A 23133-nucleotide genomic window follows, 5' to 3' on the forward strand; every position below is an offset into this window, starting at 1 on the left:
GCGTCGCCGATCTTCGGGTCTTACTGGGTCTCGGTCGTTTCCTCGGGGATCACGACGACCACGTCGCCATCCTCCTCGAGGATTTCCTCGACGATCTCTTCCAGTTCCTCTTCCTCGGACCACTCCTCGGGGAACTCGATTCCGAGAAGGCGGTTCACTTCCTCGACCACCTCGTCGGTGACGGGCTTGTTGGCCGCGTCCTCGAGAAGTGCCAGCGCCTCTTCCTTGGTGATCTCCTCGCCCTCGACATCCGTTTCCAGATCCTCGAGTGCCGCGATCAGATCCTCGGCCGCCGCGTCGTCGGCTTCGGCCGCGGCAAGGAAATCGGCAAGCTCTTCTTCGGTGAAGAGACCGCTGTCGACCAGCTGCTCGTAGGTGGCCGCCTCGATCTCCTCGGCGGTGGCATCCTCGTCAAGGCCGTCCAGCAGATCGGCCAGCGACTCGGCGCGGTCATCCGATTCGCCCGCGCCCAGCACCGCGTCACGATACGCAGCGATGCGGCCGACACGCGAATTGGGCGAGGCGTTGGCAAAGGCCTGCTCGCTGGCATGGGCCGCGTTCAGCGCGCCAAGCTGGCTTGCGATCGAGCCGCGACCGGGCTTGCCCGTCTCTTCGACTTCCTCGACCAGCAGGCCATCCTCGGTGGTGGCGGCCAGCGTCGCAGTTGCGGTCGCCTCGCGCTTCATCTGTCCCGGCGCCGACGCCTTGCCGCCGCCGCCCTGGCCGGCCCAGTCGGGCTTGCCGCCGCCGCGCGCGGCGCTGCGTTCGCCGCCCTTGTTGCCGCCACGGTCTCCACCACGGTCGCCGCCGCGATCACCGCCGCCGCCGTTGCCGCGATCGTCGCTCTTGCCCTGGGCTTTCGCCTGGTCGAGATCGGCCGGAACGAATGCCGGCCCAAGCGCAATACCCGCGCCCAAAATCATCACTACCGCGCTGGATTTCAGCGTCCGTGCAAGCGACATGGGAATATCTCCTTTGTTTCGCCGGACCTAAAGTGACTACACATCGAAACCTTAAGATACAAAGAACACGGCTACGCCCGGAATCCGGCAGAAATGTGCCGGATCAGGCGAAAAGCTCGTGGCACAGTTCCAGCGCCTCGACCAGCGCGTCCACCTCGGCGCGGGTATTGTAAAGCCCGAAGGACGCGCGGCAGGTCGCGTTCACGCCAAGATGCTCCATCAGCGGCATGGCGCAATGCTGGCCGGCACGCACGGCGATCCCCTTCTGGTCCACCACGGTCGAAATGTCGTGCGGATGCCCCGCCCCCTGGATGACGAAGGAAAAGATCGCGCCCTTGTCCGGCCGCGTGCCCTGTACGCTCAGCCAGTTCAGGCCCTTGAACCGCTCGACCGCGTAGTCGCGCAGATCGGCCTCGTGCGCCTGGATATTCTCCATCCCCAGGCCGGTCATGTAGTCGATCGCGGCCCCCAGCCCGATCATCTGCACGATACCAGGGGTGCCCGCCTCGAACTTGTGGGGGGGGTCGTTGTAGGTGACGCTGTCCTTGTGCACCTCGCGGATCATGTCTCCGCCGCCGATGAAGGGCCGCATCTCGGCCATGCGCTCGCGCCGGGCGTAAAGCGCGCCCGAGCCCGACGGACCGTACAGCTTGTGGCCGGTCACGGCATAGAAGTCGCAGCCCAGCTCGGCCACGTCCACCGGCATGTGCACGGCGGCCTGGCTGCCATCCACGCAGACGGCGACGCCCCGCTCGCGCGCAGCGGCGCAGATCGTCCTGATGTCCACCACCGTGCCCAGCACGTTCGACATGTGGGTGATGGCGATCATCCTGGTGCGCGGGCCGATGGCGTCGATCACCTTCTGCGGGTCGAGCCCGCCATCGGGTTCGATGTCCACCCATTTCAGAACCACGCCCTGCCGCTCGCGCAGGAAATGCCACGGCACGATGTTGGCGTGATGCTCCATCACCGAAAGCACGATCTCGTCGCCGGGCTGAAGCCGTGGCGCGGCCCACCCGTAGGAGACCAGGTTCAGCGACATGGTCGAGCCGTTGGTGAAAAGGATCTCGTCCTCGTGCGCCGCACCGAGAAAGCGCTGGATCTTGGCGCGGACCGCCTCGTAATTGTCGGTCGCCAGGTTCGACAGGAAATGCAGCCCGCGATGGACGTTGGCGTATTCCTCGGAATAGGCGCGCGCGACGGCGTCGATCACCGCCTTCGGTTTCTGGGCCGAGGCGCCATTGTCGAGATATACCAGCGGCTTGCCGTGCACGGTGCGGCTCAGGATCGGGAAATCCGCCCGCACCTTTTCAACGTCATACATGGGGTCAGATCGTCTCCGGTAGCTGGACGCCCAATAGCGCCAGAACGATACCCAGCACCATAGCCAGCCCGAACAGCGAGATAAAGATCATCACGAGCACAAGCGAGGTGCGCCGAAATCCGTGCAGCTCTGCCGTGAAGGCGGCCAGCGCCCAGAAGAACCAGATGAGCGAGGCCATGCCGATCAGGCCGGCGATGAACGGCAGGATCAGCGCCACCACGATCTGCACCGCCTGGATCACCGCCATGACCACCTGTAGCCAGGCGATCAGCTTCAGCCCGTCGATCAGGTTGCCCTGCCCGCCCATGGCACGCCCGAGCGCGGTCACAAGCCAGGCGGTGAAGAAGTAGAACAGGAACTGAAGCGCCGTCGCCACCAGGGGCGCGCCGAGCAGGCTTTCGGAAAGCGCGTTGCCCACACCCGGAAGCAGGACACGCGAAAGCGCCCCCATCAGGGTTCCGGCGATGATGGCCAGCGCCGCCACCGAAACCGCAACCCTTGGCTCGATCGGCACGCCGAGGATCCGGCGGGCCGCGCTGCGCGGCTGTGTAAGGCTTTCGGCGACGAGCTGCCTGAGGTCGGGCAGCGTCATGTCTTCTCGGTCAGAGTGTTCCGTTGGCCCTGAGATACATGGCCAGCAACATGCCCGCAAGCGCAATGGCCGACATCACGAGGAAGGGAATGGCGTTGCGGCGGAAGCCGTTCGCCTCGGCCATGCCCAGCGAGATGAACCACAAGAAGGGCACCAGGCTGATCCAGTAGGGCGGCAGCGCGACCCAATCCTCGCGCAGCAGCGGGAAATGCGGCTCGAGATAGGCCATGGAAACCGTGACGAGCGCCATCAGGAAGCCGAAGGGCGCGGCGACCAGCGCGCCCCAGAAGATGCCCGCCCGGTTGTCTCGCCAGCTGCCCCGCCCGCCGAAAAGCCGCGCGGCCAGGGTCAGCACGCCCGAGAACGTGTACATCGAGGCGGTGCGCAGCAGAAGCGCCGCGATCAGCCAGAAGCCCACCTCCAGCGGGACCTGCTCGCGCACGCCAGAGACGGGCGCGACCACGGTCTTGATGGACCAGGACAGGAAGAAGATGATGTCGGAAAGAAGGACATAGAACAGAAGCCGGTGCTCGGACGGCTTTTCCTCGATCAGGCGGCGGGTCGAATAGCGCATGTCACCCCACGCCTCGAGGATGCGCGCGCCCAGCCCGGTGTGAGTCTCGAGATGCTTGCCCCGCGTGAGCAGATCGAGTGCGTCGACCGTCGTGTTGTCCGTCATCGCCCTTCGCCTTTCCAAATGCGCCCGCATTGGCCACCGTATCGGGCAGCGCCATGACGATCGTTACACTCGGAAAGGCAGGACTGGGGACGACGACGCGTTGATGGCGTATACGCCGGTATTGTATTGTTCACGCGCCAAAAAGCAACGGAATTGACGCGGCGATCGCGGGCAGCACCAGGATCAGGGCGAAGACGCGGATCGGTGCGCGGAAGCCTTCGGTCTCGGCCAGGAACACCGCCCATATCCACAGGAAGCCGAAGCCCGCGACGGTGGACAGGATCGTGGACAGCCCCACGCCATAGGCGCCCAGGGCGGCCCCAAGGATGGGGTCGAGCGCGGCGCTGACCACAAGAAGTGGCAGCGCCACGATCACCGCCCAGACCAGCGCCAACCGCGCCGACCAGAAACTGCCCCGCCCGCCGAAGATCCGCGCCGCGACATGCGACAGCGCGGCCAGCGCGAAAAGCACCAGCGGCGTTATGAAAATCGCCGCAAACAGCCGCCCCGCAAGCACCCCGGTCAGCGCGTCGGGTTCCTCTACCGCCAGCGCCTGCTCGCGCGCGGCCGGCAGGCCGGCGACAAAGCCGATGCCCGCGGCAAGGAAGATGAGAATCAGAAGTTGCGCATCGCGCGGCGCCTGATCCAGCTTGGTCCGGATGGAGCCCCGCAGGTCCGGGTATGCCGACAGGATATCGGCCAGCAACCCGGCCCTGCGTTCGCTCATGGATCAGCCCTTGCGCCGACGCGACAGCCAGCCGGCCAGGCGCTCGCGCATCTCGTCGGCCAGCCTCGCGTCCTCGATCTCCTGGATGGCCTCGTCGAGGAAGGCCAGCACCAGCATGTCCACCGCCTCGTGGCGCGGAACCCCGCGCGAGGTCAGGTAGAACAGCCCGTCCTCGTCCAGCGCCCCCACGGTCGAGCCGTGCGAGCAGGCCACATCGTCGGCATAGATCTCCAGTTCCGGCTTGGCGAGGAACTGGCTGTCATCGTCCAGCAGAAGCCCCTGGCTGATCTGGTAGCCGTCGGTCTTCTGCGCGCCGGGCTTGACCAGGATCTTGCCCTGGAAGGTACCCACGGCGCCGTTGCGCAGCACCTTCTTGAAGACCTGCCGGCTTTCGCAATTCACCGCGTCATGGGTGATGAAGACCGTGTCGTCATGGTGGAAGTCGCCGCCATCCCCGGCCGCCGCACCCGCCACATGGGCCTGGGCATCATCGCCGGTGAATTCGATCACGAACTCGTTGCGGGTCAGCACGCCATTCACGCCAAGGGTGAAGGACTTCAACACCGACCCTGCCCCCAACCGCGCGAAGACATGCGTCGCGGCCCGGCGTTCATGGTCGCGGCCCTGCGCCCGCACATGGTGGAACCGCGCGCCGTCGGCGATCTCGACCTCCAGGCACTGGTTTGTCCGCGCGGCGACCGGACCGGCCTCCAGCAGGGTCATCTCTGCGCCCGGATCCAGCCGGATCACATGATGGATCACCGCGTCCGAGGATGCATCCTCGTGCAGGTACAGGATCGAGACCGGCGTCTCGACCTTTCCGGTCACGCGGATGGCGATCCCCTGCCCGGCCATGGCCGTGTTGAGCGCCGCAAGCGGCCTTGGCACCGGGTTCTGGCCCCGCGCCTCGAGCACGCCGAAAACATCCTTCGCCCAGTGGATGTCGGTCGCCAGCGCATCCGTCAGCGTCTCGATCTCCAGCCCCTCGAGCGCCAGAGCATCGGACTTCGCCGTGTCGAGGACACCGTCCACGAACACCAGCTTCAGCCGCTCGACCGCGTCGAACACCGCCGGCTCGCCCGCATCGAAGGGCGTGACCGCAGGTGTCTCGCCGGCGGTCAGCCTGGCGGGGTCGGTGTATTTCCAGTATTCGTCCCGGCGCACCGGGCCGCCCATGCCCTTCAGCCGGGTGGCGGCGGCGGCGCGCGCCTCCTCGGCCCAGCGGGCGCCGGACGCGGGACGCGGATGCCGGGCCAGAAGCGCGTCGGCCAGGTCCGTCTTGGCTTGTGCCAGCGCCGCCATCACGCCACCTCGTTCAGGATGTCGGTGTAGCCGTTCTCCTCGACCTCGAGCGCAAGCTCGGGCCCGCCGGTCTTGATGATCCGGCCGTCGGCCATGATGTGCACGACATCCGGCTGGATGTGGTTCAGAAGCCGCTGGTAGTGCGTGATGACGAGGAACGACCGCCCCGCGTCGCGCAGCGCGTTCACGCCATCGGCCACCAGCTTCATCGCATCCACGTCAAGACCCGAGTCGGTTTCGTCCAGGATGCACATCTTGGGCTGAAGCACGGCCATCTGGAGGATCTCGTTGCGCTTCTTCTCGCCGCCCGAGAAGCCCATGTTCACCGGGCGCTTGAGCATGTCGTCGCTGATCTGAAGCTCTTTCGCCTTGGCGCGGACAAGCTTCAGGAAGTCGGCAGAGTTCAGCTCGGGCTCGCCACGGGCCTTGCGCTGGCCGTTCAGCGCGGTGCGAAGGAAGGTCATGTTGCCGACGCCGGGGATCTCGACCGGGTACTGGAAGGCAAGGAAAAGACCGGCGGCCGCACGCTCCTCGGGCTCCATGTCCAGCAGGTCCGCGTCTTCCAGCGTGGCGCCGCCCTCGGTGACGACGTAACCGTCGCGCCCGGCCAGAACGTAGCTGAGGGTGGACTTGCCCGAACCGTTGGGGCCCATGATCGCGTGGACCTTGCCGGCCTCCACCGTCAGGTCCACACCCTTGAGGATCTGCTTGTCCTCTTCCTCAAGCTTCACGTGCAGGTTCTTGATTTCCAACATTCTTCTCTTCCTTGCTTCATGTTTGGCGCGGGGCCGCGGCGGCAATCACTCGCTGCCGGACCCCGGAACGGGTATGTATCGCTGTCCCAGCCCGCTGAGCTGGGTGAGCGCGTCATTGGAGGCGACGAGCGACTCGAGCCCGGGCCGCAGTCCGGGCATCGCCTGCTCGATCTGCGGCACCAGGCCCAGCATGTGCTGGCCGAGCGGGATCCAGAGCGCGGCGCCGATCACGGCAGCCAGCACGAGCGGGCTTTTCAGAAGCGGCCGGCGCACGGCGTAAAGCAACAGCGCGGCCACGGCCCCGGCCGCGAAAGGCGCGGCGCCGCGATATTGCTCGGGCAATGTCGCGACCTGCTGATCGTAGAGCGCCACCAGCGCATCCGGGATTTCCGGATAGGCCAGCCAGGCCGCCATGCCGCCAAGCCCCATCAGAAGCCCGAAGACGAAGGGCAGCTTTCCGCCCCCTTCCCCGGGCTGGCGCACGCGGCGCACGGGTTCGGGCTCGATCATGGCCGGTTCGCGAAATCTCGACATTGTCCCTGTCTCCTCAGCTGCCGCCCTTTTCGCGGATCTGGTCCAGGGCGGGGGTCCGATCGAACCGGTGCGAAGCCTCCGGCTCGTCGATACGGTACCACCCCAGCAGCCGTGCGATCCAGTTGTGGCTGTAGTGGAACAGGGTCGAGAAGACGGCCGTCTTGACCGCCGCCTCCAGCAGCGCGCCGAACATCGTGCGCTGGCTCGGATCGAGCAGCAGCGTCGAGCCGAGGTTCAGCACGAAGAAGATCACCCCCGCGATGATCGAGGCGCCAAGGAACGGCATCAGAGCTTCTCCAGCGTGACCGAGGTGCCCGAGGCCGAGACCATCAGCATCGAGTTGCCCACCACCTCGTAGTCGAGATCGATGCCCACGACGGCATTGCCGCCCAGCGCAGCGGCCCGGTCGCCCAGTTCCTGCATCGCGGTGTGGCGCGCCTCTTCCAGGCTGGCCTCGTAGGACGAGGACCGCCCGCCGATGATGTCGGTGATCCCGGCGAAAAGGTCGCGCACCACGTTGGCGCCCAGGATCGCCTCGCCCACCACCACGCCGTGATAGCCGGTGATGCGGTGGCCTTCCACGTTCTGCGTCGTCGTCATCAGCATGATCGTCTCTCCTCTCGGCTCGGCGCCCGGGCCGAAGTTGCGCCCACGGGCGCTATCCCCTGAACACCAGCGCGGCGCCGATGCCTATGAACACGAAGCCCAGGCCGGTCGTCCACGAGATGCTTTCCTTCAGCCAGAAGGCGGAAAACCCCACGAAGACCGTCAGGGTGATCACCTCCTGGATGGTCTTGAGCTGCGCCGCCGAATAGACCTGATGCCCGATCCGGTTCGCCGGCACCGCCAGCCAGTATTCGAAAAAGGCGATCCCCCAGCTGATCAGCACCACCAGGTAGAGCGGCGCCGCCTTGAACTTCAGGTGCCCGTACCAGGCAAAGGTCATGAACAGGTTGGAGCCGAGAAGCAGCAGCACCGGCACGACATGCGCCGATGTCAGCCCCATCTGCGGCCCCCGACCCGTGCCGACCCGCGCCTGTCACCCAACCGAGCCCTCGAGGCTGATCGCGACCAGCTTCTGGGCTTCCATCGCGAATTCCATCGGCAGCGCCTGAAGCACCTCGCGGCAGAAGCCGTTCACCACCAGCGCCACGGCCTCTTCCTCGTCCATGCCGCGCGAACGGCAATAGAAGAGCTGGTCGTCGTCCACCTTCGACGTGGTGGCCTCGTGTTCCACCCGGCTCGAGTTGTTGCGGCACTCGATGTAGGGAACCGTGTGCGCCCCGCACTTGTCGCCGATCAGCAGGCTGTCGCACTGGGTGTAGTTGCGGCTGTTCTTGGCCTTGGGGTGCATCGACACGAGCCCGCGATAGGTGTTCTGCGCGCGCCCCGCCGAGATGCCCTTGGACACGATCCGGCTTTTCGTGTTCTTGCCCAGATGCACCATCTTGGTGCCGGTATCGGCCTGCTGCATGTTGTTGGCGATGGCGATGGAATAGAACTCGCCCTGGCTGTCGTCGCCACGCAGGATGCAGGACGGGTATTTCCAGGTGATGGCAGAGCCGGTCTCGACCTGGGTCCACATCACCTTGGCCCGCGCCTCGCGGCAGTCGGCGCGCTTGGTGACGAAGTTGTAGATCCCGCCCTTGCCGTTCTCGTCGCCCGGATACCAGTTCTGGACGGTGGAGTACTTCACCTCCGCATCCTCCAGCACCACGATCTCGACCACCGCGGCGTGCAGCTGGTTCTCGTCGCGCATCGGTGCGGTGCAGCCCTCAAGATAGCTGACGTAAGAGCCCTTGTCGGCGATGATCAGCGTCCGCTCGAACTGGCCGGTGTTCTCGGCGTTGATGCGGAAATAGGTCGACAGTTCCATCGGGCAGCGCACGCCGGGCGGGACGTAGACGAAGGAGCCGTCCGAGAAGACCGCCGAGTTCAGCGTCGCATAGAAGTTGTCGGACTGCGGCACGACCGAGCCCAGGTACTTCCGCACCAGCTCGGGGTGCTCGCGGATCGCCTCGGAGATCGAGCAGAAGATAACGCCGGCCCTGGCCAGTTCCTCCTTGAAGGTGGTCCCGACCGACACGCTGTCGAACACCGCGTCCACGGCGACCTTGCGGCCCTCGGCCGGCGCATCCTCGGCGCCATCGACACCGGCCAGGATCATCTGTTCCTTCAGCGGGATGCCCAGCTTTTCATAGGTGCGCAGCAGCTCGGGATCCACCTCGTCCAGCGACTTCGGCTTCACCTTCATCGAGGCGGGCTTGGCGTAGTAGTACTGATCCTGGAAATCGATCCGGGGGTAGTGCACCATCGCCCAGGTGGGTTCCTCCATCTGGAGCCAGCGGCGATAGGCCTGAAGCCGCCACTCGGTCATCCATTCCGGCTCTTCGTTCTTTTCCGAGATGAGGCGGACGATGTCCTCGTTCAGGCCCTTGGGGGCGTACTCCATCTCGACATCGGTGGCCCAGCCATGCTTGTAGCGCCCGCCCACGGACTTGACGGCGTCCACCGTCTCCTGGTCCACGCCCTCCTTGACCTGCACGTCGTCGAAAGCCGCCATATCCACTCTCCTCGTTTCCCGGTCCGGTCCGGGCCTGTTGTCGTTCCGTCTGTCACCGGCCGCGGGACGCGCCCACGGCGAAAACTCTTGCTCAGGCTGCCCGCGCGCGGCGCCGTGACCGGGCCGCCAGCCACGCCTCGGCGAAGCTGCGCAGCTCGGCCTCGGTCGTCTGCGGCCCCAGCGAGACGCGGATCGCGCTCGAGGCGGTCTCGGCATCCAGACCCATCGCGCGCAGCACGCGGCTTTCCTTCACCTTGCCGCTGGAACAGGCCGATCCCGCGCTGACCGCGAAGCCCGCCAGGTCCATCTGCATGACCTGCGTCTCGCCCTTCCAGCCCGGGACCGCGAAGCAGCTGGTGTTCGGCAGCCGCTCTGCCCCCCGCCCTGCAAAGATAATGTCCGCTGCGCCCGCTTCCAGAAGCTCTTCTAGAATATTTCTAAGTCCTGCCACCCGGTCCCAAGCGCCGCTTTCCAGATCGCGCTGCGCCGCTTCGCAGGCCGCGCCGAAGCCCGCGATGCCGATCACGTTCTCCGTGCCGGAGCGGCGCCCCATCTCCTGTCCGCCGCCGGTGATCCTGGCCGAAATCTCCTGGCCGGACTTGAGCAGCAGCGCCCCGACGCCCTTCGGCCCGCCCAGCTTGTGCGCCGACACCATCGCGGCGCGCGCGCCCGACCAGCCGAAGGCATAGGGCAGCTTGCCCACCGCCTGAACCGCATCGGCCAGATCGCCGGTCGCGCCTTGCAGCACGCCCGTCTCGGAATTCGCGACCTGCACGCAGGTGAACGCGTCCCCGGGCAGCGTGCCATGCAGCCGCCCCTCGGCATCGACGGGCAGCGCCTCGCCGTCGCCCAGATGGCTGAAGACCGCGTCATGCTCTGTCGCCAGCGCCGCGATGCGGTCCCGGCCCGAAAGCGCCAGGGCCGCCGCCTCGGTCGCGCCCGAGGTAAAGATCACCTCGTCGCGGTCGCAGCCCACGGCCGCCGCAACCTGCGCGCGGGCCTGTTCGATCACCGCCCGTGCCGCGCGCCCCTCGGCATGCACGCTGGAGGGGTTGCCCACCAGGTCCATCGCCGCCAGCATCGCGGCCCGCGCCTCGGGCCTGAGCGGCGCTGTCGCGTTAAAGTCGAGGTAGACGCGGCTCATTCGTCCACCAGTTCGACGAAGGCGGGCACCGCCGGACAGGGCGCCATCTGGTCGCCCACGATATCGCTGAGCCTTGTCTGGTGCAGGAACACGTAGACATGGGCAGAAAGCTGCTCCCACAGCTTTTCCGTCAGGCGGCTGGCCTCCGTCTCTCCGGTGGCGCCGGATGCGCCCGCGCCCCGGCTGAGGGCGTCCATCGTCTCGTCCACCGCCTGCAGGATCTCGGCGATGCGGATCTTCTCGGGCGGGCGGGCCAGTCTGTAACCGCCGCCGGGGCCGCGCACGGATTCCACGATGTCGGCGCGCCGCAGCTTGACGAAAAGCTGCTCCAGATAGGCCAGGCTGATGTCCTGCCGGTGGGCGATCTCGGACAGGGCCACAAGCCGGTCGGCCCCTTCCCGCGCAAGGTCGGTGAGGGCGATCATCGCGTAACGGCCCTTGGTGCTGAGTTTCATCGCATCCCGTCCAGAGCAAGGCAGTTGACGTCAGACGACCCAGCCCTTACCTGAGGACAGGTTCGAAGACCGGGGCGTGCGGCCACGGATTTAGAATGTTTCTATGTTGCCCGACCGATTCCGTCAACCATCCGGTCGGACCCATGTGAGGACTTGCATGCCCGAGGTGATTTTCCCGGGGCCAGAGGGCCGGCTCGAGGGACGCTACCACCCGCAGAAATCCAAGGACGCGCCCATCGCGATCATCCTGCACCCGCATCCGCAATTCGGGGGCACGATGAACAACAAGGTCGTCTACAACCTGCATTACGCCTTTCACGACATGGGCTTCACGGTCCTGCGCTTCAACTTCCGGGGCGTCGGACGCAGCCAGGGCGAATACGATCAGGGCGTGGGCGAGCTCAGCGATGCGGCCTCGGCGCTGGATTACCTGCAGTCGCTCAACCCGAACGCCAAGAACTGCTGGGTCGCTGGCTTCAGCTTCGGCGCCTGGATCGGCATGCAGCTTCTGATGCGCCGGCCCGAGATACAGGGCTTCGTGTCGGTCGCGCCGCCGGCGAACATGTACGACTTCTCGTTCCTCGCGCCCTGCCCCTCTTCGGGGCTGATCATCAACGGCTCGGCCGACCGCGTGGTGCCGCCGGCAGATGTGGCGGGGCTTGCCACGAAGCTGAAGCAGCAGAAGGGCATCACCATCACCCACGAGGTGGTCGAGGGGGCGGGCCATTTCTTCGATCCCGGCATGGACGAGATGATCGGCACCGTGAACGCCTATGTGCGCAAGCGGCTGACCGAAAGCTCCCGCTGATCAGAACACCCGGCGAACCGCCGCCAGCGGATCGCCGGGAACAGGCGCTGGCCGGTGGATCCGCCCGCCCGACACGGGAAGCCGCGCGCCCGTGGTCCCCGGCGCAGAGGTGGGCAGCCCGCGCATGACGCGCACCGCCAGATAGGCGAAGGCCTGCGCCTCCAGAAAATCGCCGTCCAGCGAAACCGCCTCGACCGGCACCACCTCGGCATTGCTGCGCGCCGTCAGCGCCGCCATCAGCGCCCGGTTCTTGCGCCCGCCACCGCACACCAGCCAGCGCGAGGGCGGCTCTGGCATGTGGCGGACGGATGCGGCGACGCATTCCGCGCTGAGCGCGGTCAGCGTTGCCGCCGCATCGGCAAGGTCCATGTGCGCGACCCGCTCCAGCACCCAGGCGAAATGGTTGCGGTCCAGCGATTTCGGCGCGGGGCGCGCGAAATAGGGATCCTCCAGCACCTTGGCGATCAGGGCCTCGTCGGGCCGCCCGGCCAGCGCCGCCGACCCGCCTTCGTCCATCGCGCCCACGCCGCGTGTCTCCATCAGGTCGTCGATCAGCGCGTTGCCCGGCCCGGTGTCGAAGGCGCACAGCGCGCCGGGCGTCTCGGGCCGCGTCACCAGCGGATCGACCCAGGTCACGTTGCCGACCCCGCCCAGGTTCAGGAAGGCCACCACCTGATCCATCCCCAGCATCCGCGCGCAGGCATGGTGGAAGAACGGCACCAGCGGCGCGCCCTCGCCGCCCGAGGCGATATCGGCGCTGCGGAAATCCCACACCACCGGCTTGCCCAGCGACTTTGCAAGGGCCGCGCCGTCGCCCGCCTGGTGGGTGCGAAAGCCTGCCGGGTCATGGGCCAGCGTCTGGCCGTGAAAGCCGATCAGCGCGGTCGTGGGGAAATAGCCCGCAAGCGCCTCGTGGGCCGCGACCAGCGTCGCATCCACCTCCCGAAGCAGCGGATCGGCCCCCTGCCACAGCCCCTGCGCGCGCCGCAGCAGGTCGCGCTCTGCGGGCTCGTAGGGGGCGAAGCGCTTGGGCCCGAAGCCCTGGATCCCCTCGCCATCGGTCAGAAGCGCGGCGGCGTCGATCCCGTCCATCGAGGTGCCGCTCATCATCCCCAGCGCCCAGATCGGTTCGCCCGTCATGTCCATTCGTCTTTCCTTCCGACCCGAACCCGCATAGAAAGCCGCCCGAGCAAACACGCAACTCCGGACAGACGCAATGACCTACACGCCCAGAAGCGATTTCCTGCATGTGATGCAGACGCGCGGGTTCCTGCAGGACTGCACCGACCTGCAAGGCCTTGACGATGCGCTCAAGTCGGGGGTCGTGCCGGGCTATATCGGGTTCGACGCGACGGCGAAATCGCTGCATGTCGGATCGCTGATCCAGATCATGATGCTGCGCTGGCTTCAGCAGACCGGGCACCAGCCGCTGGTGCTGATGGGCGGCGGCACGTCCAAGGTGGGCGATCCGTCCTTCCGGGCCGAGGAACGCAAGCTGCTCACCAACGCCGAGATCGACGCCAATATCGACGGGATAAAGCGCGTCTTCTCGAACTACGTCACCTTCGGCGAGGGGGCGGGCGATGCACGGATGCTCAACAATGCCGAGTGGCTGGACGACCTGAACTACCTGACCTTCCTGCGCGAGGTCGGGCGCTATTTCTCGGTCAACCGGATGCTCAGCTTCGACAGCGTGAAAAGCCGGCTCGACCGCGAGCAGTCGCTCAGCTTCCTCGAGTTCAACTACATGATCCTCCAGGCCTATGACTTCATGGAGCTGAACCGCCGCTATGGCTGCCTGCTCCAGATGGGCGGGTCGGACCAGTGGGGCAACATCGTCAACGGCATAGACCTGACCCGGCGGATGCTGGGAACGGAAGTGTTCGGCTTGACATCGCCGCTGCTGACCAAGGCGGACGGCACCAAGATGGGCAAGAGCGCGTCGGGCGCGATCTGGCTCAACCCCGACATGCTGTCGCCCTACGAGTTCTGGCAGTTCTGGCGCAACACGCTCGATGCCGATGTCGGCCGGTTCCTGAAGCTCTACACCGAACTGCCGCTGGACGAGTGCGAGCGGCTGGCGGCGCTGGAGGGGTCCGAGATCAACGCGGCCAAGATCGTGCTGGCCAACGCGGCCACCACGCTTCTGCACGGGGCCGAGGCGGCCGCGGCAGCCGAGGCCACGGCGCGCGAGGTGTTCGAAAAGGGCGGCGTGGGCGACGACCTGCCGACGCTTTCGCTGAGCGCTGCGGAAGTCGCGGACGGCGTGTCGATCGTGCAGCTTTTCGTGCGCGCGGGCCTTGCGGGGTCCGGCAAGGAAGCCAAGCGCCTGATCGCCGAGGGTGGCGCGCGGCTAAACGACGCCGCGCTCGAGGATGCAGGCACCGTGATCACGGCAGAGCAGTTGCAGGAGCCGCTGAAACTGTCGGCCGGAAAGAAGCGCCACGCGCTGGTGACGCTGGAATGCTGAGACGAAAAAGGGGGCCACTGCGGCCCCCTTTCCCATCCTGCGACTGCGGTCTCAGCGCCGCTCGACGCGGACGCTGGTCATGTAGTCGGGTTCCGGCACGCTGCCCGACTGGTCGACACCGCGGGTGATCTGGTCGACCACCTCCATGCCCGAGGCCACGCGGCCGAACACGGTGTACTGGCCATTCAGGAAATGGCCTTCGTCGAACATGATGAAGAACTGCGAATTGGCCGAGTCGGGGTTCTGCGCGCGCGCCATGCCGACCACGCCCCGATCGAACGGGATGTCCGAGAATTCGGCCGGCAGGTCCGGCAGGTCCGACCCGCCGCGCCCTGCCCCGCCCAAGGCGTACTGGTCGCGGGTCCCGAACTCGACATCGCCGGTCTGCGCCATGAAGCCATCGATCACCCGGTGAAAGGCGACGCCGTCATAGGCGCCGGCCTCGGCCAGAAGGCGGATGCGCTCGACATGGGCGGGGGCGACATCCGCCAGAAGCTCGATCTCGATGGTGCCGTTGGCGCCGGGGCCCTCGACATCGATCACCAGCGTCTGAGTGCCGAGATCGACACCCTCCTGCGCCAGCGCCGCGCCGCCCAGTGCAAGCGCGGCCGCCAGCCCGATGAAGCTGCGCCGGATCATGCCGCGACATCCGCGGCGACGCGGACGGTGATCATCCGGTCGGGGTTTGCCGGCGGCTCGCCGCGGGTGATGGCGTCCACATGCTCCATGCCGCCGACGACACGCCCGAAGACCGTGTACTGGCCGTTCAGGAAATGGCCGTCCTTGAACATGATGAAGAACTGCGAATTGGCCGAGTTCGGGTTCTGCGAGCGCGCCATGCCGACCATGCCGCGGTCGAACGGCACCCTGGAGAATTCGGCCGGCAGGTTCGGCAGGTCCGAGCCGCCGGTGCCGGCCATGCGCGGGTTGTAGTCCTTTTCCATGTTGGCGTTCTTCACGTCGCCGGTCTGGGCCATGAAGCCATCGATCACCCGGTGAAAGGCCACGTTGTCATAGGCCTTGTCGCGCGCCAGCGTCTTGAGGCGTTCGACATGCTGGGGCGCGACGTCGGGCAGAAGCTCCACCACGACCTCGCCATCCTTCAGCGTGATGATGAGGGTATTCTCGGGATCCTTGATATCGGCCAAGGCACTCTCCTGGTTTTGAGGGTCCATGCGGAGTTGGGGTCTTTGCCCCGGTTCTCAACCCTTGCGGGCGAATTTCGCTTCGATCTCTTCGGCGACGGCGGGCGATACGAAGGGCCGGATATTGCCGCCCAGCCGGGCGATCTCCTTGACCAGCCGCGAGGCGATCGCCTGGTGGTTCGCGTCGGCCATCAGGAACACCGTCTCGATGCTGTCGTCCATGGCGCGGTTCATGCCGACCATCTGGAACTCGTACTCGAAGTCGCTGACCGCGCGCAGGCCACGCACGATCACATGCGCGCCCACCTCGCGCGCGCAGTCGATCAGCAGGTTCTCGAAGGGATGCACCACGATCTCGGTGCCCTCGTCGGCGCCAAGCTTCGCGCATTCCGCCTCGATCATCCGGACCCGGTCCTCCAGCGGAAAGAGCGGCCCCTTGTCGCGGTTGATGGCGACGCCGATCACCAGGCGATCCACCAGGCGGCAGGCGCGGCGGATGATGTCCGCGTGGCCCACCGTCACAGGGTCGAATGTGCCGGGATAGAGTCCTGTCCGCATGGTCCGTTCCTGCGCCTGTTGCCTGCCGTGACAGACCGCATCGCGCCGCGCAGGTCAACCCCGCCCGCGGTCGTGGCCCGGCCGCCGGTCAGCCGTGGCCGACGATCATCTCGGTCAGGGCGGTGTTCTCGGCCTCCACCTCGTCGATGCGGTGCTTGACCACGTCGCCGATCGAGATGACGCCGATCATGCGCCCCTGTTCCAGCACCGGAAGGTGGCGGAAGCGGCCGCGGGTCATCTTCTCCAGCACCTGCACCGACACGTCGTCGGGGGCCGCGGTGATGACCTTGGCCGTCATCAGCGACGACACGAGCGCGCCCATCACCTGGGCGCCCTGGCGGCCCAGTTCGCGCACGATGTCGCGCTCGGACAGCATCCCGTCGAGACTTTCCCCGTCCTTCGACACGATCAGCGCCCCGATCCGCTTTTCCGACAGCAGCATCGCCGCCTCGGCCACGGTGGCATCCGGGCTTATGGTGAGAATGGCGTTCGATCCCTTGGACTTGAGTATCTGGCGCACGGTCATCGGGATTGTCCCCCCAGGTGGTTCTTGTTGGGGTCAGGGTCGCGCCGCTGCGACATTCTGTCAAGCCAGCGACTCGAGCCGCGCCACCTCGGCGCGCAACCGCTGGGCGAGCGCCTCGGCGAACAGGTTGAGCCGCTCCACTCGACGGTCGTCGGCATGGCGGATCAGGTGAAAGCTGCGCCTGAGCGAGATCTCGCCGGTCAGCAGACGCCGCACCCCCGGCGCGAAGGGCAGCGCGAAGTCGTGGACGATGCCGATCCCCGCCCCCGCCCGGATCCAGTTCAGCTGCACCGGCACGGAATTCGACGCGTATTCCGGCCGGCTGGTCCCGATCTCGGACAGGTAGTCAAGTTCGCGGTCGAAGATCATGTCGGGGATGTAGCCCACCACCGGATGCCCCGCGAGATCGCCAAGGCTGCGGATCGGCGCATGACGTTCGAGATAGCTTTCGGCGGCTGCCAGGTGCAGGTGATAGTCGGCCAGCTTCTGCACCGTCAGCCGGCCCGCACTGGGGCGCGAGACGGCGATCGCCATGTCGGCCTCGCGCTTGGACAGGTTGAACACCCTCGGCAGGGCCACGATCTGCACCTCCAGCCCCGGGTTGCCCTCGCAGATCGCGGCGCAGACCTGCGGCAGCAGGTAGTTCGCGCAGCCGTCGGGCGCCCCGATCCGGACCGAGCCCGACAGCGCGTCGGCGGGCGTGACGCCCCCCGAAAGCGCGCCGCGCATCGCCTCCTCGACCCTGAGCGCATGCTCGAACAGGCGCTGGCCCGCCTCGGTCAGGGTGTAGCCCTGGGGTGACTTGACGAAAAGCCGCGCATCCAGCGACTCTTCCAGCCGCCCCACCCGGCGCCCCGCCGTCGCAGGGTCGAGGCGCAGCGCCTTGGCCGCCCCCGTCAGGCTTTCGGCGCGCGCCACCGCCAGGAATATGCGCAGATCGTCCCATTGGGCATCGGCCATGTCGTACCTGCATTCCTGCAAGATGCTTTTGAGATATTGCCTCTGTAACGGGCATTTCCGCAAGGCTAGAGTGGGGCGGAAACCGTAATCACAGGAGTATGTGCGATGCAGGAGATGTGTCACTTCATCAACGGCAAGCGCGTGGCCGGAACCTCGGGCCGCTTTGCCGACGTGTTCAACCCCGCGACCGGCGAAGTGCAGGGCCGCGTGCCGCTGGCCTCGGCGGCCGAACTGGACGCTGCCGTCCAGGGCGCCATGGCCGTTCAGCCGAAATGGGCCGCGACCAACCCGCAGCGCCGCGCCCGCGTGCTGATGAAATTCGTGGAACTCCTGAACCGCGACATGGACAAGCTGGCCGAGGCGCTCAGCCGCGAGCATGGCAAGACGATCCCCGACGCCAAGGGCGACGTGATCCGCGGGCTGGAAGTGGCCGAGTTCTGCATCGGCGCGCCGCACCTGCTGAAGGGCGAGTTCACCGACGGCGCGGGCCCGGGCATCGACATGTATTCCATGCGCCAGCCCATCGGCATCGCCGCCGGCATCACGCCCTTCAACTTCCCCGCCATGATCCCGATGTGGAAGTTCTGCCCCGCCATCGCCGCCGGCAACGCCTTCATCCTGAAGCCGTCCGAGCGGGATCCGTCGGTGCCGATCATGCTGGCCGAGCTGATGATCGAGGCGGGCCTGCCCGCGGGCATCCTGCAGGTCGTGAACGGCGACAAGGAAGCCGTGGACGCGATCCTCGATCACCCCGAGATCGGCGCCATCGGCTTCGTCGGCTCGACCCCGATCGCGGAATACATCTACGGGCGCGGCTGTTCCAACGGCAAGCGCGTGCAGTGCTTCGGCGGCGCCAAGAACCACATGATCATCATGCCCGACGCCGACATGGACCAGGCGGTGGACGCGCTGGTGGGTGCCGGCTACGGCGCGGCGGGGGAACGCTGCATGGCTATCTCGGTCGCGGTGCCGGTGGGCGAGGAAACCGCCAACCGCCTGATCGAAAAGCTCGCCCCGCGGGTCGAGGCGCTGAAGATCGGGCCCTACACCGCCGGCAACGACGTGGATTTCGGCCCGCTGGTGACGGCGGACGCGCAGCGCCGGGTTCTCGGGCTGGTCGATCGTGGCGTCGAGCAGGGCGCGAAGCTGGTCGTCGATGGCCGCGGCTTCAAGATGCAGGGCTACGAGAACGGCTTTTTCGTGGGCGCCTGCCTCTTCGACAACGTGACCAGGGACATGGACATCTACACCCAGGAGATCTTTGGCCCGGTGCTGTCCACGGTGCGCGCCAAGACCTATGAAGAGGCGCTGAGCCTTGCCATGGATCACGAGTACGGCAACGGCACCGCGATCTTCACCCGCGACGGCGACACCGCGCGCGATTTCGCGGCGCGGGTCAATGTCGGCATGGTCGGCATCAACGTGCCGATCCCGGTGCCGCTGGCCTACCACACCTTCGGCGGCTGGAAGAAATCGGCCTTCGGCGACCTGAACCAGCACGGCCCCGACGCGTTCCGCTTCTACACGCGGACCAAGACGGTGACCGCGCGCTGGCCCTCGGGCACCAAGGAAGGGGCCGAATTCTCGATCCCGACGATGGGCTGACGGAGCGGGGCCCCGGCGACCGTGCCGGGGCCCTGCCCGTTCCGGACCAACCCCCTGCGCCCCTTCGTTCTTTGCGCTATGATCGGCGCGGGAATGTTGGAAAGGTCCACGCGATGCGCCACCTGATCGCCAGTCTTGCCCTGATCCTTGCCGGTGCCGCCAGCGCCCAGACCAGCCTGCCGACCATCGGCTCGGGCGGGTCGGGCGGCTTTCCGGTCTTCGGCCCCAGCGCCGAGCGCGAGGCATTCTTCGCGGAACAGGAAGCGCAACGCAGGGAAGCGGCCGAAACCCTGCGCCGTGAACAGGCCGCCGCCGAGGCTGCCCGCGCCGCGGCCGCGGCCGAAGCCGCTTCGCGCGAGGACGAGCCGCGCCGCATCATCGCCAGCGACGTGATCTGGCGCCCCGGCCTTGGCTGGGCGGTCCCGGTCGAGGTGTGCGAGCGCCTGCCCGGCATCCCGCCCGCCGACACCCGCGTGCCGACGCCCGACTACCCGCGCCCCGAGGCGCCTGCCACGATCATCCGGCCCGCCCCCCTGCCCGACCGGATCGTGTGCCGCACCGAATACCGCCCCGTCTGGCGGCCCGACGACCCCCGACCGCGCACGCAGATCGGGGTGCAGATCGGCCCCGACGGCATTACCGGCAGCCTGGAATACCGGGCGCCCTGAAAAGACCGCACCACCAGGGAGAGACGCATGGATTTCGAGTTGGGCGAGGACAGCCGCGCCATTTTCGACATGGCCCGCGATTTCGGGCAGGACCGCATCGCGCCGCATGCGCTGGCCTGGGACGAGGCGGGCACCCTGCCCCGCGACGTGCTGCAGGAGGCGGGCGCGCTGGGGCTGGCCACGCTCTATGTGCCGGAAGAACAGGGCGGGGCCGGCATCTCGCGGCTGGATGCGACGCTGGTCTTCGAGGCGCTGTCGATGGCCTGCCCGTCCGTCGCGGCGTTTCTGTCGATCCACAACATGTGCGCGGCCATGGTCGCGAAATACGGCACGGATGCTGCCCGGGCGGCCTGGCTGCCGAAACTCGCCAGCATGGAGGCGGTCGCCTCCTACTGCCTGACGGAACCCGGATCGGGCTCGGATGCGGCGGCCTTGCGCACGAAAGCCGAGCGCACGAACGACGGGTACCGGCTGAACGGGACCAAGGCCTTCATCTCGGGCGGGGGGTATTCCGACCTGTATATCGTGATGGCGCGCACCGGGGCCGAGGGGCCGAAGGGCATATCCGCCCTGCTGGTCCCGGGCGGCGCGCCGGGGCTCAGTTTCGGCGCGAACGAGCGCAAGATGGGCTGGCGCGCGCAACCCACCGCGCAGGTGCAGATGGACGACTGCCCGACCCCGGCCGAGAACCTGCTGGGAGAGGAAGGCGCGGGCTTCCGCTACGCGATGGAGGGGCTCGACGGCGGGCGGCTCAACATCGCGGCCTGCGCGCTGGGGGCGGCGCAGGCCGCGCTGGACGCATCCATCGCCTATGCGCGGGACCGCAAGGCCTTTGGCCAGTCGATCGACCGTTTCCAGTCGCTTCAGTTCAAGCTGGCCGACATGGAGACCGAGTTGCAGGCCGCCCGCGTCTTCCTGCGCCAGGCGGCGTGGAAACTGGACCGGGCCGCGCCGGACGCCACGAAACACTGCGCCATGGCCAAGCGCTTCGTCACCGACGCCGCCTTCAACGTGGCGAACGAGGCGCTTCAGATCCATGGCGGCTATGGATACCTGGCCGATTACGGCATCGAGAAGATCGTGCGCGACCTGCGCGTGCACCAGATCCTGGAAGGCACCAACGAGATCATGCGCGTGATCGTCGCCCGCAGCCTGCTGGCGGAGCATGCGGCATGAGCGACATCCGCATCCGAAAGTCGGGCCGCATCGGCCATGTCACGCTGAACCGCCCCAAGGCCCTGAACGCGCTGAACATCGGCATGGTCCATGCGCTGAGCGCCGCGCTCGACGAATGGGCCACCGACGATGATATCGCCTGCGTCCTGATCGACGCCGAGGGCGCGCGCGCATTCTGCGCCGGGGGCGACCTGCAATACATGTACGAGACGGGATCGCGTGGCGATTTCGAACCGGGGCGAAGGTTTTTCCGCGACGAATACGCGCTGAATGCCCGGATCGCCGACTTTCCAAAGCCTTACGTCGCGTTGATGCAAGGCTACACGATGGGCGGGGGCGTGGGGCTGGGCTGTCACGGATCGCACCGGATCGTGGGCGAGAGCACGCGCATGTCGATGCCCGAATGCACGATCGGGCTTGTTCCGGACGTCGGCGGCTCGCTGCTGCTGGCGCACGCGCCGGGACGGCTGGGCGAGTATCTGGGGCTGAGCGGCGCACGGATGGATGCCTCGGACGCGCTGGCGGCGGGCTTTGCCGACCATTTCATCCCCGAGGCGCGCTGGTCCGAGCTGCGCGAGGCGCTGATCGAGACGGGCGATCCATCTGTCATCGCGACGCTGGCACAGGATCCGCCCGACGGCCGCCTGATGCAGGACCGGGATTGGATCGACGCGCATTTCGCGGGTGCGACGCTGTCCGATATCTGGGCCGCGCTGGACGCGGATGACAAGGGCCGCGCCCTGCGCGACAGCATGGCGCGACTATGCCCTATTTCAATGGCTTGCACGGTGGAACTGATCCATCGTGTGCGCCCCTTCGGCCATATCCGGGCGGCGCTGGAAATGGAGTACCGCTTCACCCACCGCGCCGCGGAAAAGGGCGACCTGCTCGAGGGCATCCGCGCCCAGATCATCGACAAGGACCGCACCCCGCGCTGGAGCCATCCGGGCCCGGATGCGGTGCCCCCGGAAGAGGTGTCGGCCATGCTGGGCACGCTCGGCCCCGACGCGCTGCGGCTTTGAGATCAATGCAGGAGGAAACGAAACCATGAAGATCGGATTCATCGGACTGGGCAACATGGGCGGCCCGATGGCGAAAAACCTTGCCGCGGCTGGCCATGACGTCACCGGCTTCGACGTGGCGGGCGTCACCGTCGAGGGCGTGGCACAGGCCGCAAGCGCCCCCGACGCTGCCCAGGGGGCGGATATCGTCGTGACCATGCTGCCCGACGGCCCGATCCTGCGCCGCGTCGCCGCCGAGGTGATCCCGGCGATGCAGGCCGGCGCGGTGCTGGTCGACTGCTCGACCGTCGACGTGGAAAGCGCGCGTGCCGTGGCCGAACAGGCGCAGGCGGCGGGGCTGGGCTTTGTCGACGCGCCGGTTTCGGGCGGGATCGGCGGCGCGCAGGCGGGTACGCTGACCTTCATGGCGGGGGGCGCCGAGCGGGATTTCGCCACCGCCCTGCCCCTGTTCGAGATCATGGGCCAGAAGGCCGTGCATTGCGGCGGCGCCGGATCGGGCCAGGCGGCCAAGATCTGCAACAACATGATCCTGGGCATTTCCATGCTGGGCGTGTGCGAGGCCTTTGGCCTGGCGCAGAAACTGGGGCTGGACGCGCAGAAGATGTTCGACGTCGTGTCGACCTCGTCGGGCTCTTGCTGGTCGATCAACACCTATTGCCCGGTGCCGGGCGTGGGGCCGAAAACGCCCGCCGACAACGACTACAAGCCGGGCTTTGCCGCCGAACTGATGCTGAAGGACCTGAACCTCAGCCAGGCTGCTGCCGGGGCCGCCGATGCGGATACGCCGATGGGCGCCCATGCGGCGGCACTCTATGCCGCCTTCGTCGAAGGGGGCGGCAAGGGGCGCGACTTCTCTGCGGTGCTGCCCTGGCTTGCCGGCCGTCACCGGGGCGAATGACCCCGTGAAAAACGCCGGGCCGCGGCGGCACCCTGAATGCGCTGCGGCCCGGAATGGCAGAAATGCGCGTGTAGGTTACTGCGCCTGCTCGGAATCGCCGCCAGAGATGTAGCTCGCGACAACCTGGTCTATCTCTCCGGCCATGATCTCATCCTTGTGCAGCACACCGAACACCGCGAGGCATGCGATGAGCACGAATCCGATCGCCAGAAACTGCTCTGTAAGGCTCGTTCCACGTCCCATTTTTTTCTCCTGCAAGA

General features: G+C 67.1%; 28 protein-coding genes. 7 read left to right on the plus strand and 21 right to left on the minus strand.

Annotated features, from left to right (window positions below; all coding sequences use genetic code 11):
- Positions 1-20: 20 nt before the first annotated feature.
- The 14 genes from HMH01_RS09850 to HMH01_RS09915 all read right to left on the minus strand — a co-directional run bounded on the left by HMH01_RS09850 (position 21) and on the right by HMH01_RS09915 (position 11037).
- On the minus strand, positions 21-962 hold the full coding sequence (locus HMH01_RS09850; RefSeq protein ID WP_171324770.1) for a hypothetical protein: 942 nt from the start codon (positions 960-962) through the stop codon (positions 21-23).
- 103 nt (positions 963-1065) lie between these two features.
- The gene (locus HMH01_RS09855; RefSeq protein ID WP_171324773.1) at positions 1066-2286 is read right to left on the minus strand and encodes a cysteine desulfurase; all 1221 of its coding nucleotides are present in this window, start codon (positions 2284-2286) and stop codon (positions 1066-1068) included.
- 4 nt (positions 2287-2290) lie between these two features.
- Entirely contained in the window at positions 2291-2878 is a 588-nt protein-coding gene (locus HMH01_RS09860; protein ID WP_171324776.1) for a Yip1 family protein, read from the minus strand.
- A gap of 10 nt (positions 2879-2888) precedes the next feature.
- A complete protein-coding gene (locus HMH01_RS09865; RefSeq protein WP_171324779.1) occupies positions 2889-3557 on the minus strand; it encodes a YIP1 family protein in 669 nt (222 codons plus the stop codon).
- 130 nt (positions 3558-3687) lie between these two features.
- Positions 3688-4284, minus strand: a complete 597-nt coding sequence (locus tag HMH01_RS09870; protein ID WP_171324782.1) for a YIP1 family protein — start codon at positions 4282-4284, stop codon at positions 3688-3690.
- Between the two features lie 3 nt (positions 4285-4287).
- Positions 4288-5586: a SufB/SufD family protein gene (locus HMH01_RS09875; protein ID WP_171324785.1), complete on the minus strand. Its 1299-nt coding sequence runs from the start codon at positions 5584-5586 to the stop codon at positions 4288-4290.
- A complete protein-coding gene (gene sufC, locus HMH01_RS09880; protein ID WP_171324788.1) occupies positions 5586-6341 on the minus strand; it encodes a Fe-S cluster assembly ATPase SufC in 756 nt (251 codons plus the stop codon). Before sufC ends, HMH01_RS09875 begins: the two co-directional genes overlap by 1 nt.
- Before the next feature lie 45 nt (positions 6342-6386).
- On the minus strand, positions 6387-6875 hold the full coding sequence (locus tag HMH01_RS09885) for a hypothetical protein (protein WP_171324791.1): 489 nt from the start codon (positions 6873-6875) through the stop codon (positions 6387-6389).
- A gap of 13 nt (positions 6876-6888) precedes the next feature.
- A complete protein-coding gene (locus HMH01_RS09890) occupies positions 6889-7161 on the minus strand; it encodes a hypothetical protein (protein ID WP_171324794.1) in 273 nt (90 codons plus the stop codon).
- On the minus strand, positions 7161-7481 hold the full coding sequence (locus HMH01_RS09895) for a heavy metal-binding domain-containing protein (protein WP_171324797.1): 321 nt from the start codon (positions 7479-7481) through the stop codon (positions 7161-7163). Before HMH01_RS09895 ends, HMH01_RS09890 begins: the two co-directional genes overlap by 1 nt.
- A gap of 52 nt (positions 7482-7533) precedes the next feature.
- Positions 7534-7881 (minus strand): DMT family protein, encoded by a 348-nt coding sequence (locus tag HMH01_RS09900; RefSeq protein WP_171324799.1) that lies wholly within the window; start codon positions 7879-7881, stop codon positions 7534-7536.
- Positions 7882-7914: 33 nt separating this feature from the next.
- Positions 7915-9438, minus strand: a complete 1524-nt coding sequence (gene sufB, locus HMH01_RS09905; protein ID WP_171324802.1) for a Fe-S cluster assembly protein SufB — start codon at positions 9436-9438, stop codon at positions 7915-7917.
- Between the two features lie 91 nt (positions 9439-9529).
- On the minus strand, positions 9530-10582 hold the full coding sequence (locus HMH01_RS09910) for a cysteine desulfurase family protein (protein WP_171324804.1): 1053 nt from the start codon (positions 10580-10582) through the stop codon (positions 9530-9532).
- Positions 10579-11037 (minus strand): Rrf2 family transcriptional regulator, encoded by a 459-nt coding sequence (locus tag HMH01_RS09915; protein WP_171324807.1) that lies wholly within the window; start codon positions 11035-11037, stop codon positions 10579-10581. The genes HMH01_RS09910 and HMH01_RS09915 overlap by 4 nt, the downstream gene beginning before the upstream one ends.
- Positions 11038-11194: 157 nt before the next feature.
- On the opposite strand from HMH01_RS09915, the gene HMH01_RS09920 reads away from it, so the two are divergent.
- Complete coding sequence (locus tag HMH01_RS09920; protein WP_171324810.1) at positions 11195-11845, plus strand: alpha/beta hydrolase; 651 nt, start codon at positions 11195-11197, stop codon at positions 11843-11845.
- Here the strand turns inward: HMH01_RS09920 and HMH01_RS09925 are convergent, their stop codons facing one another.
- Positions 11846-12991, minus strand: a complete 1146-nt coding sequence (locus HMH01_RS09925) for an anhydro-N-acetylmuramic acid kinase (protein WP_246237308.1) — start codon at positions 12989-12991, stop codon at positions 11846-11848.
- A 70-nt stretch (positions 12992-13061) separates the two neighbouring features.
- On the opposite strand from HMH01_RS09925, the gene tyrS reads away from it, so the two are divergent.
- Positions 13062-14315 (plus strand): tyrosine--tRNA ligase, encoded by a 1254-nt coding sequence (gene tyrS / locus HMH01_RS09930; RefSeq protein ID WP_171324813.1) that lies wholly within the window; start codon positions 13062-13064, stop codon positions 14313-14315.
- Positions 14316-14366: 51 nt separating this feature from the next.
- Here the strand turns inward: tyrS and HMH01_RS09935 are convergent, their stop codons facing one another.
- From HMH01_RS09935 to HMH01_RS09955, 5 genes are all read right to left on the minus strand, one after another.
- Positions 14367-14954 (minus strand): peptidylprolyl isomerase, encoded by a 588-nt coding sequence (locus tag HMH01_RS09935; RefSeq protein WP_171324816.1) that lies wholly within the window; start codon positions 14952-14954, stop codon positions 14367-14369.
- Positions 14951-15463 (minus strand): peptidylprolyl isomerase, encoded by a 513-nt coding sequence (locus tag HMH01_RS09940; RefSeq protein WP_171324819.1) that lies wholly within the window; start codon positions 15461-15463, stop codon positions 14951-14953. The genes HMH01_RS09935 and HMH01_RS09940 overlap by 4 nt, the downstream gene beginning before the upstream one ends.
- Positions 15464-15517: 54 nt before the next feature.
- Positions 15518-16018 carry a pantetheine-phosphate adenylyltransferase gene (gene coaD, locus HMH01_RS09945; protein ID WP_171324822.1) on the minus strand — a complete coding sequence of 167 codons (501 nt, stop codon included), beginning with the start codon at positions 16016-16018 and terminating at the stop codon, positions 15518-15520.
- Between the two features lie 88 nt (positions 16019-16106).
- Positions 16107-16544, minus strand: coding sequence for a CBS domain-containing protein (locus tag HMH01_RS09950; RefSeq protein ID WP_171324824.1), 438 nt, complete (start codon positions 16542-16544; stop codon positions 16107-16109).
- Positions 16545-16604: 60 nt separating this feature from the next.
- Positions 16605-17504, minus strand: a complete 900-nt coding sequence (locus tag HMH01_RS09955; RefSeq protein WP_171324827.1) for a LysR family transcriptional regulator — start codon at positions 17502-17504, stop codon at positions 16605-16607.
- Positions 17505-17609: 105 nt separating this feature from the next.
- Here HMH01_RS09955 and HMH01_RS09960 point away from each other — a divergent pair, with 105 nt between their 5' ends.
- The 5 genes from HMH01_RS09960 to mmsB all read left to right on the plus strand — a co-directional run bounded on the left by HMH01_RS09960 (position 17610) and on the right by mmsB (position 22873).
- Positions 17610-19109 carry a CoA-acylating methylmalonate-semialdehyde dehydrogenase gene (locus tag HMH01_RS09960; protein WP_171324830.1) on the plus strand — a complete coding sequence of 500 codons (1500 nt, stop codon included), beginning with the start codon at positions 17610-17612 and terminating at the stop codon, positions 19107-19109.
- Positions 19110-19222: 113 nt separating this feature from the next.
- Positions 19223-19777 carry a hypothetical protein gene (locus HMH01_RS09965; protein WP_171324832.1) on the plus strand — a complete coding sequence of 185 codons (555 nt, stop codon included), beginning with the start codon at positions 19223-19225 and terminating at the stop codon, positions 19775-19777.
- Positions 19778-19804: 27 nt separating this feature from the next.
- On the plus strand, positions 19805-20953 hold the full coding sequence (locus HMH01_RS09970) for an acyl-CoA dehydrogenase family protein (protein ID WP_171324834.1): 1149 nt from the start codon (positions 19805-19807) through the stop codon (positions 20951-20953).
- Positions 20950-21975, plus strand: coding sequence for an enoyl-CoA hydratase/isomerase family protein (locus HMH01_RS09975; protein WP_171324838.1), 1026 nt, complete (start codon positions 20950-20952; stop codon positions 21973-21975). Before HMH01_RS09970 ends, HMH01_RS09975 begins: the two co-directional genes overlap by 4 nt.
- A gap of 25 nt (positions 21976-22000) precedes the next feature.
- Positions 22001-22873 (plus strand): 3-hydroxyisobutyrate dehydrogenase, encoded by an 873-nt coding sequence (mmsB, locus tag HMH01_RS09980; protein ID WP_171324840.1) that lies wholly within the window; start codon positions 22001-22003, stop codon positions 22871-22873.
- Between the two features lie 75 nt (positions 22874-22948).
- On the opposite strand, the gene HMH01_RS09985 is transcribed toward mmsB, so the two are convergent.
- Positions 22949-23116 carry a hypothetical protein gene (locus tag HMH01_RS09985; RefSeq protein WP_171324842.1) on the minus strand — a complete coding sequence of 56 codons (168 nt, stop codon included), beginning with the start codon at positions 23114-23116 and terminating at the stop codon, positions 22949-22951.
- Between the last annotated feature and the right edge of the window lie 17 nt (positions 23117-23133).

This window comes from Halovulum dunhuangense (genome assembly GCF_013093415.1).
GTDB classification, from domain to species: Bacteria; Pseudomonadota; Alphaproteobacteria; order Rhodobacterales; family Rhodobacteraceae; genus Halovulum; species Halovulum dunhuangense.

Bases quoted from the DNA above. Each gene is read 5' to 3' on its own strand.
- HMH01_RS09850 (WP_171324770.1), bottom strand. From the start codon at position 962: ATGTCGCTTGCACGGACGCTGAAATCCAGCGCGGTAGTGATGATTTTG.
- HMH01_RS09855 (WP_171324773.1), bottom strand. From the start codon at position 2,286: ATGTATGACGTTGAAAAGGTGCGGGCGGATTTCCCGATCCTGAGCCGC.
- HMH01_RS09860 (WP_171324776.1), bottom strand. From the start codon at position 2,878: ATGACGCTGCCCGACCTCAGGCAGCTCGTCGCCGAAAGCCTTACACAG.
- HMH01_RS09865 (WP_171324779.1), bottom strand. From the start codon at position 3,557: ATGACGGACAACACGACGGTCGACGCACTCGATCTGCTCACGCGGGGC.
- HMH01_RS09870 (WP_171324782.1), bottom strand. From the start codon at position 4,284: ATGAGCGAACGCAGGGCCGGGTTGCTGGCCGATATCCTGTCGGCATAC.
- HMH01_RS09875 (WP_171324785.1), bottom strand. From the start codon at position 5,586: ATGGCGGCGCTGGCACAAGCCAAGACGGACCTGGCCGACGCGCTTCTG.
- sufC (WP_171324788.1), bottom strand. From the start codon at position 6,341: ATGTTGGAAATCAAGAACCTGCACGTGAAGCTTGAGGAAGAGGACAAG.
- HMH01_RS09885 (WP_171324791.1), bottom strand. From the start codon at position 6,875: ATGTCGAGATTTCGCGAACCGGCCATGATCGAGCCCGAACCCGTGCGC.
- HMH01_RS09890 (WP_171324794.1), bottom strand. From the start codon at position 7,161: ATGCCGTTCCTTGGCGCCTCGATCATCGCGGGGGTGATCTTCTTCGTG.
- HMH01_RS09895 (WP_171324797.1), bottom strand. From the start codon at position 7,481: ATGCTGATGACGACGACGCAGAACGTGGAAGGCCACCGCATCACCGGC.
- HMH01_RS09900 (WP_171324799.1), bottom strand. From the start codon at position 7,881: ATGGGGCTGACATCGGCGCATGTCGTGCCGGTGCTGCTGCTTCTCGGC.
- sufB (WP_171324802.1), bottom strand. From the start codon at position 9,438: ATGGCGGCTTTCGACGACGTGCAGGTCAAGGAGGGCGTGGACCAGGAG.
- HMH01_RS09910 (WP_171324804.1), bottom strand. From the start codon at position 10,582: ATGAGCCGCGTCTACCTCGACTTTAACGCGACAGCGCCGCTCAGGCCC.
- HMH01_RS09915 (WP_171324807.1), bottom strand. From the start codon at position 11,037: ATGAAACTCAGCACCAAGGGCCGTTACGCGATGATCGCCCTCACCGAC.
- HMH01_RS09920 (WP_171324810.1), top strand. From the start codon at position 11,195: ATGCCCGAGGTGATTTTCCCGGGGCCAGAGGGCCGGCTCGAGGGACGC.
- HMH01_RS09925 (WP_246237308.1), bottom strand. From the start codon at position 12,991: ATGGACATGACGGGCGAACCGATCTGGGCGCTGGGGATGATGAGCGGC.
- tyrS (WP_171324813.1), top strand. From the start codon at position 13,062: ATGACCTACACGCCCAGAAGCGATTTCCTGCATGTGATGCAGACGCGC.
- HMH01_RS09935 (WP_171324816.1), bottom strand. From the start codon at position 14,954: ATGATCCGGCGCAGCTTCATCGGGCTGGCGGCCGCGCTTGCACTGGGC.
- coaD (WP_171324822.1), bottom strand. From the start codon at position 16,018: ATGCGGACAGGACTCTATCCCGGCACATTCGACCCTGTGACGGTGGGC.
- HMH01_RS09950 (WP_171324824.1), bottom strand. From the start codon at position 16,544: ATGACCGTGCGCCAGATACTCAAGTCCAAGGGATCGAACGCCATTCTC.
- HMH01_RS09955 (WP_171324827.1), bottom strand. From the start codon at position 17,504: ATGGCCGATGCCCAATGGGACGATCTGCGCATATTCCTGGCGGTGGCG.
- HMH01_RS09960 (WP_171324830.1), top strand. From the start codon at position 17,610: ATGCAGGAGATGTGTCACTTCATCAACGGCAAGCGCGTGGCCGGAACC.
- HMH01_RS09965 (WP_171324832.1), top strand. From the start codon at position 19,223: ATGCGCCACCTGATCGCCAGTCTTGCCCTGATCCTTGCCGGTGCCGCC.
- HMH01_RS09970 (WP_171324834.1), top strand. From the start codon at position 19,805: ATGGATTTCGAGTTGGGCGAGGACAGCCGCGCCATTTTCGACATGGCC.
- HMH01_RS09975 (WP_171324838.1), top strand. From the start codon at position 20,950: ATGAGCGACATCCGCATCCGAAAGTCGGGCCGCATCGGCCATGTCACG.
- mmsB (WP_171324840.1), top strand. From the start codon at position 22,001: ATGAAGATCGGATTCATCGGACTGGGCAACATGGGCGGCCCGATGGCG.
- HMH01_RS09985 (WP_171324842.1), bottom strand. From the start codon at position 23,116: ATGGGACGTGGAACGAGCCTTACAGAGCAGTTTCTGGCGATCGGATTC.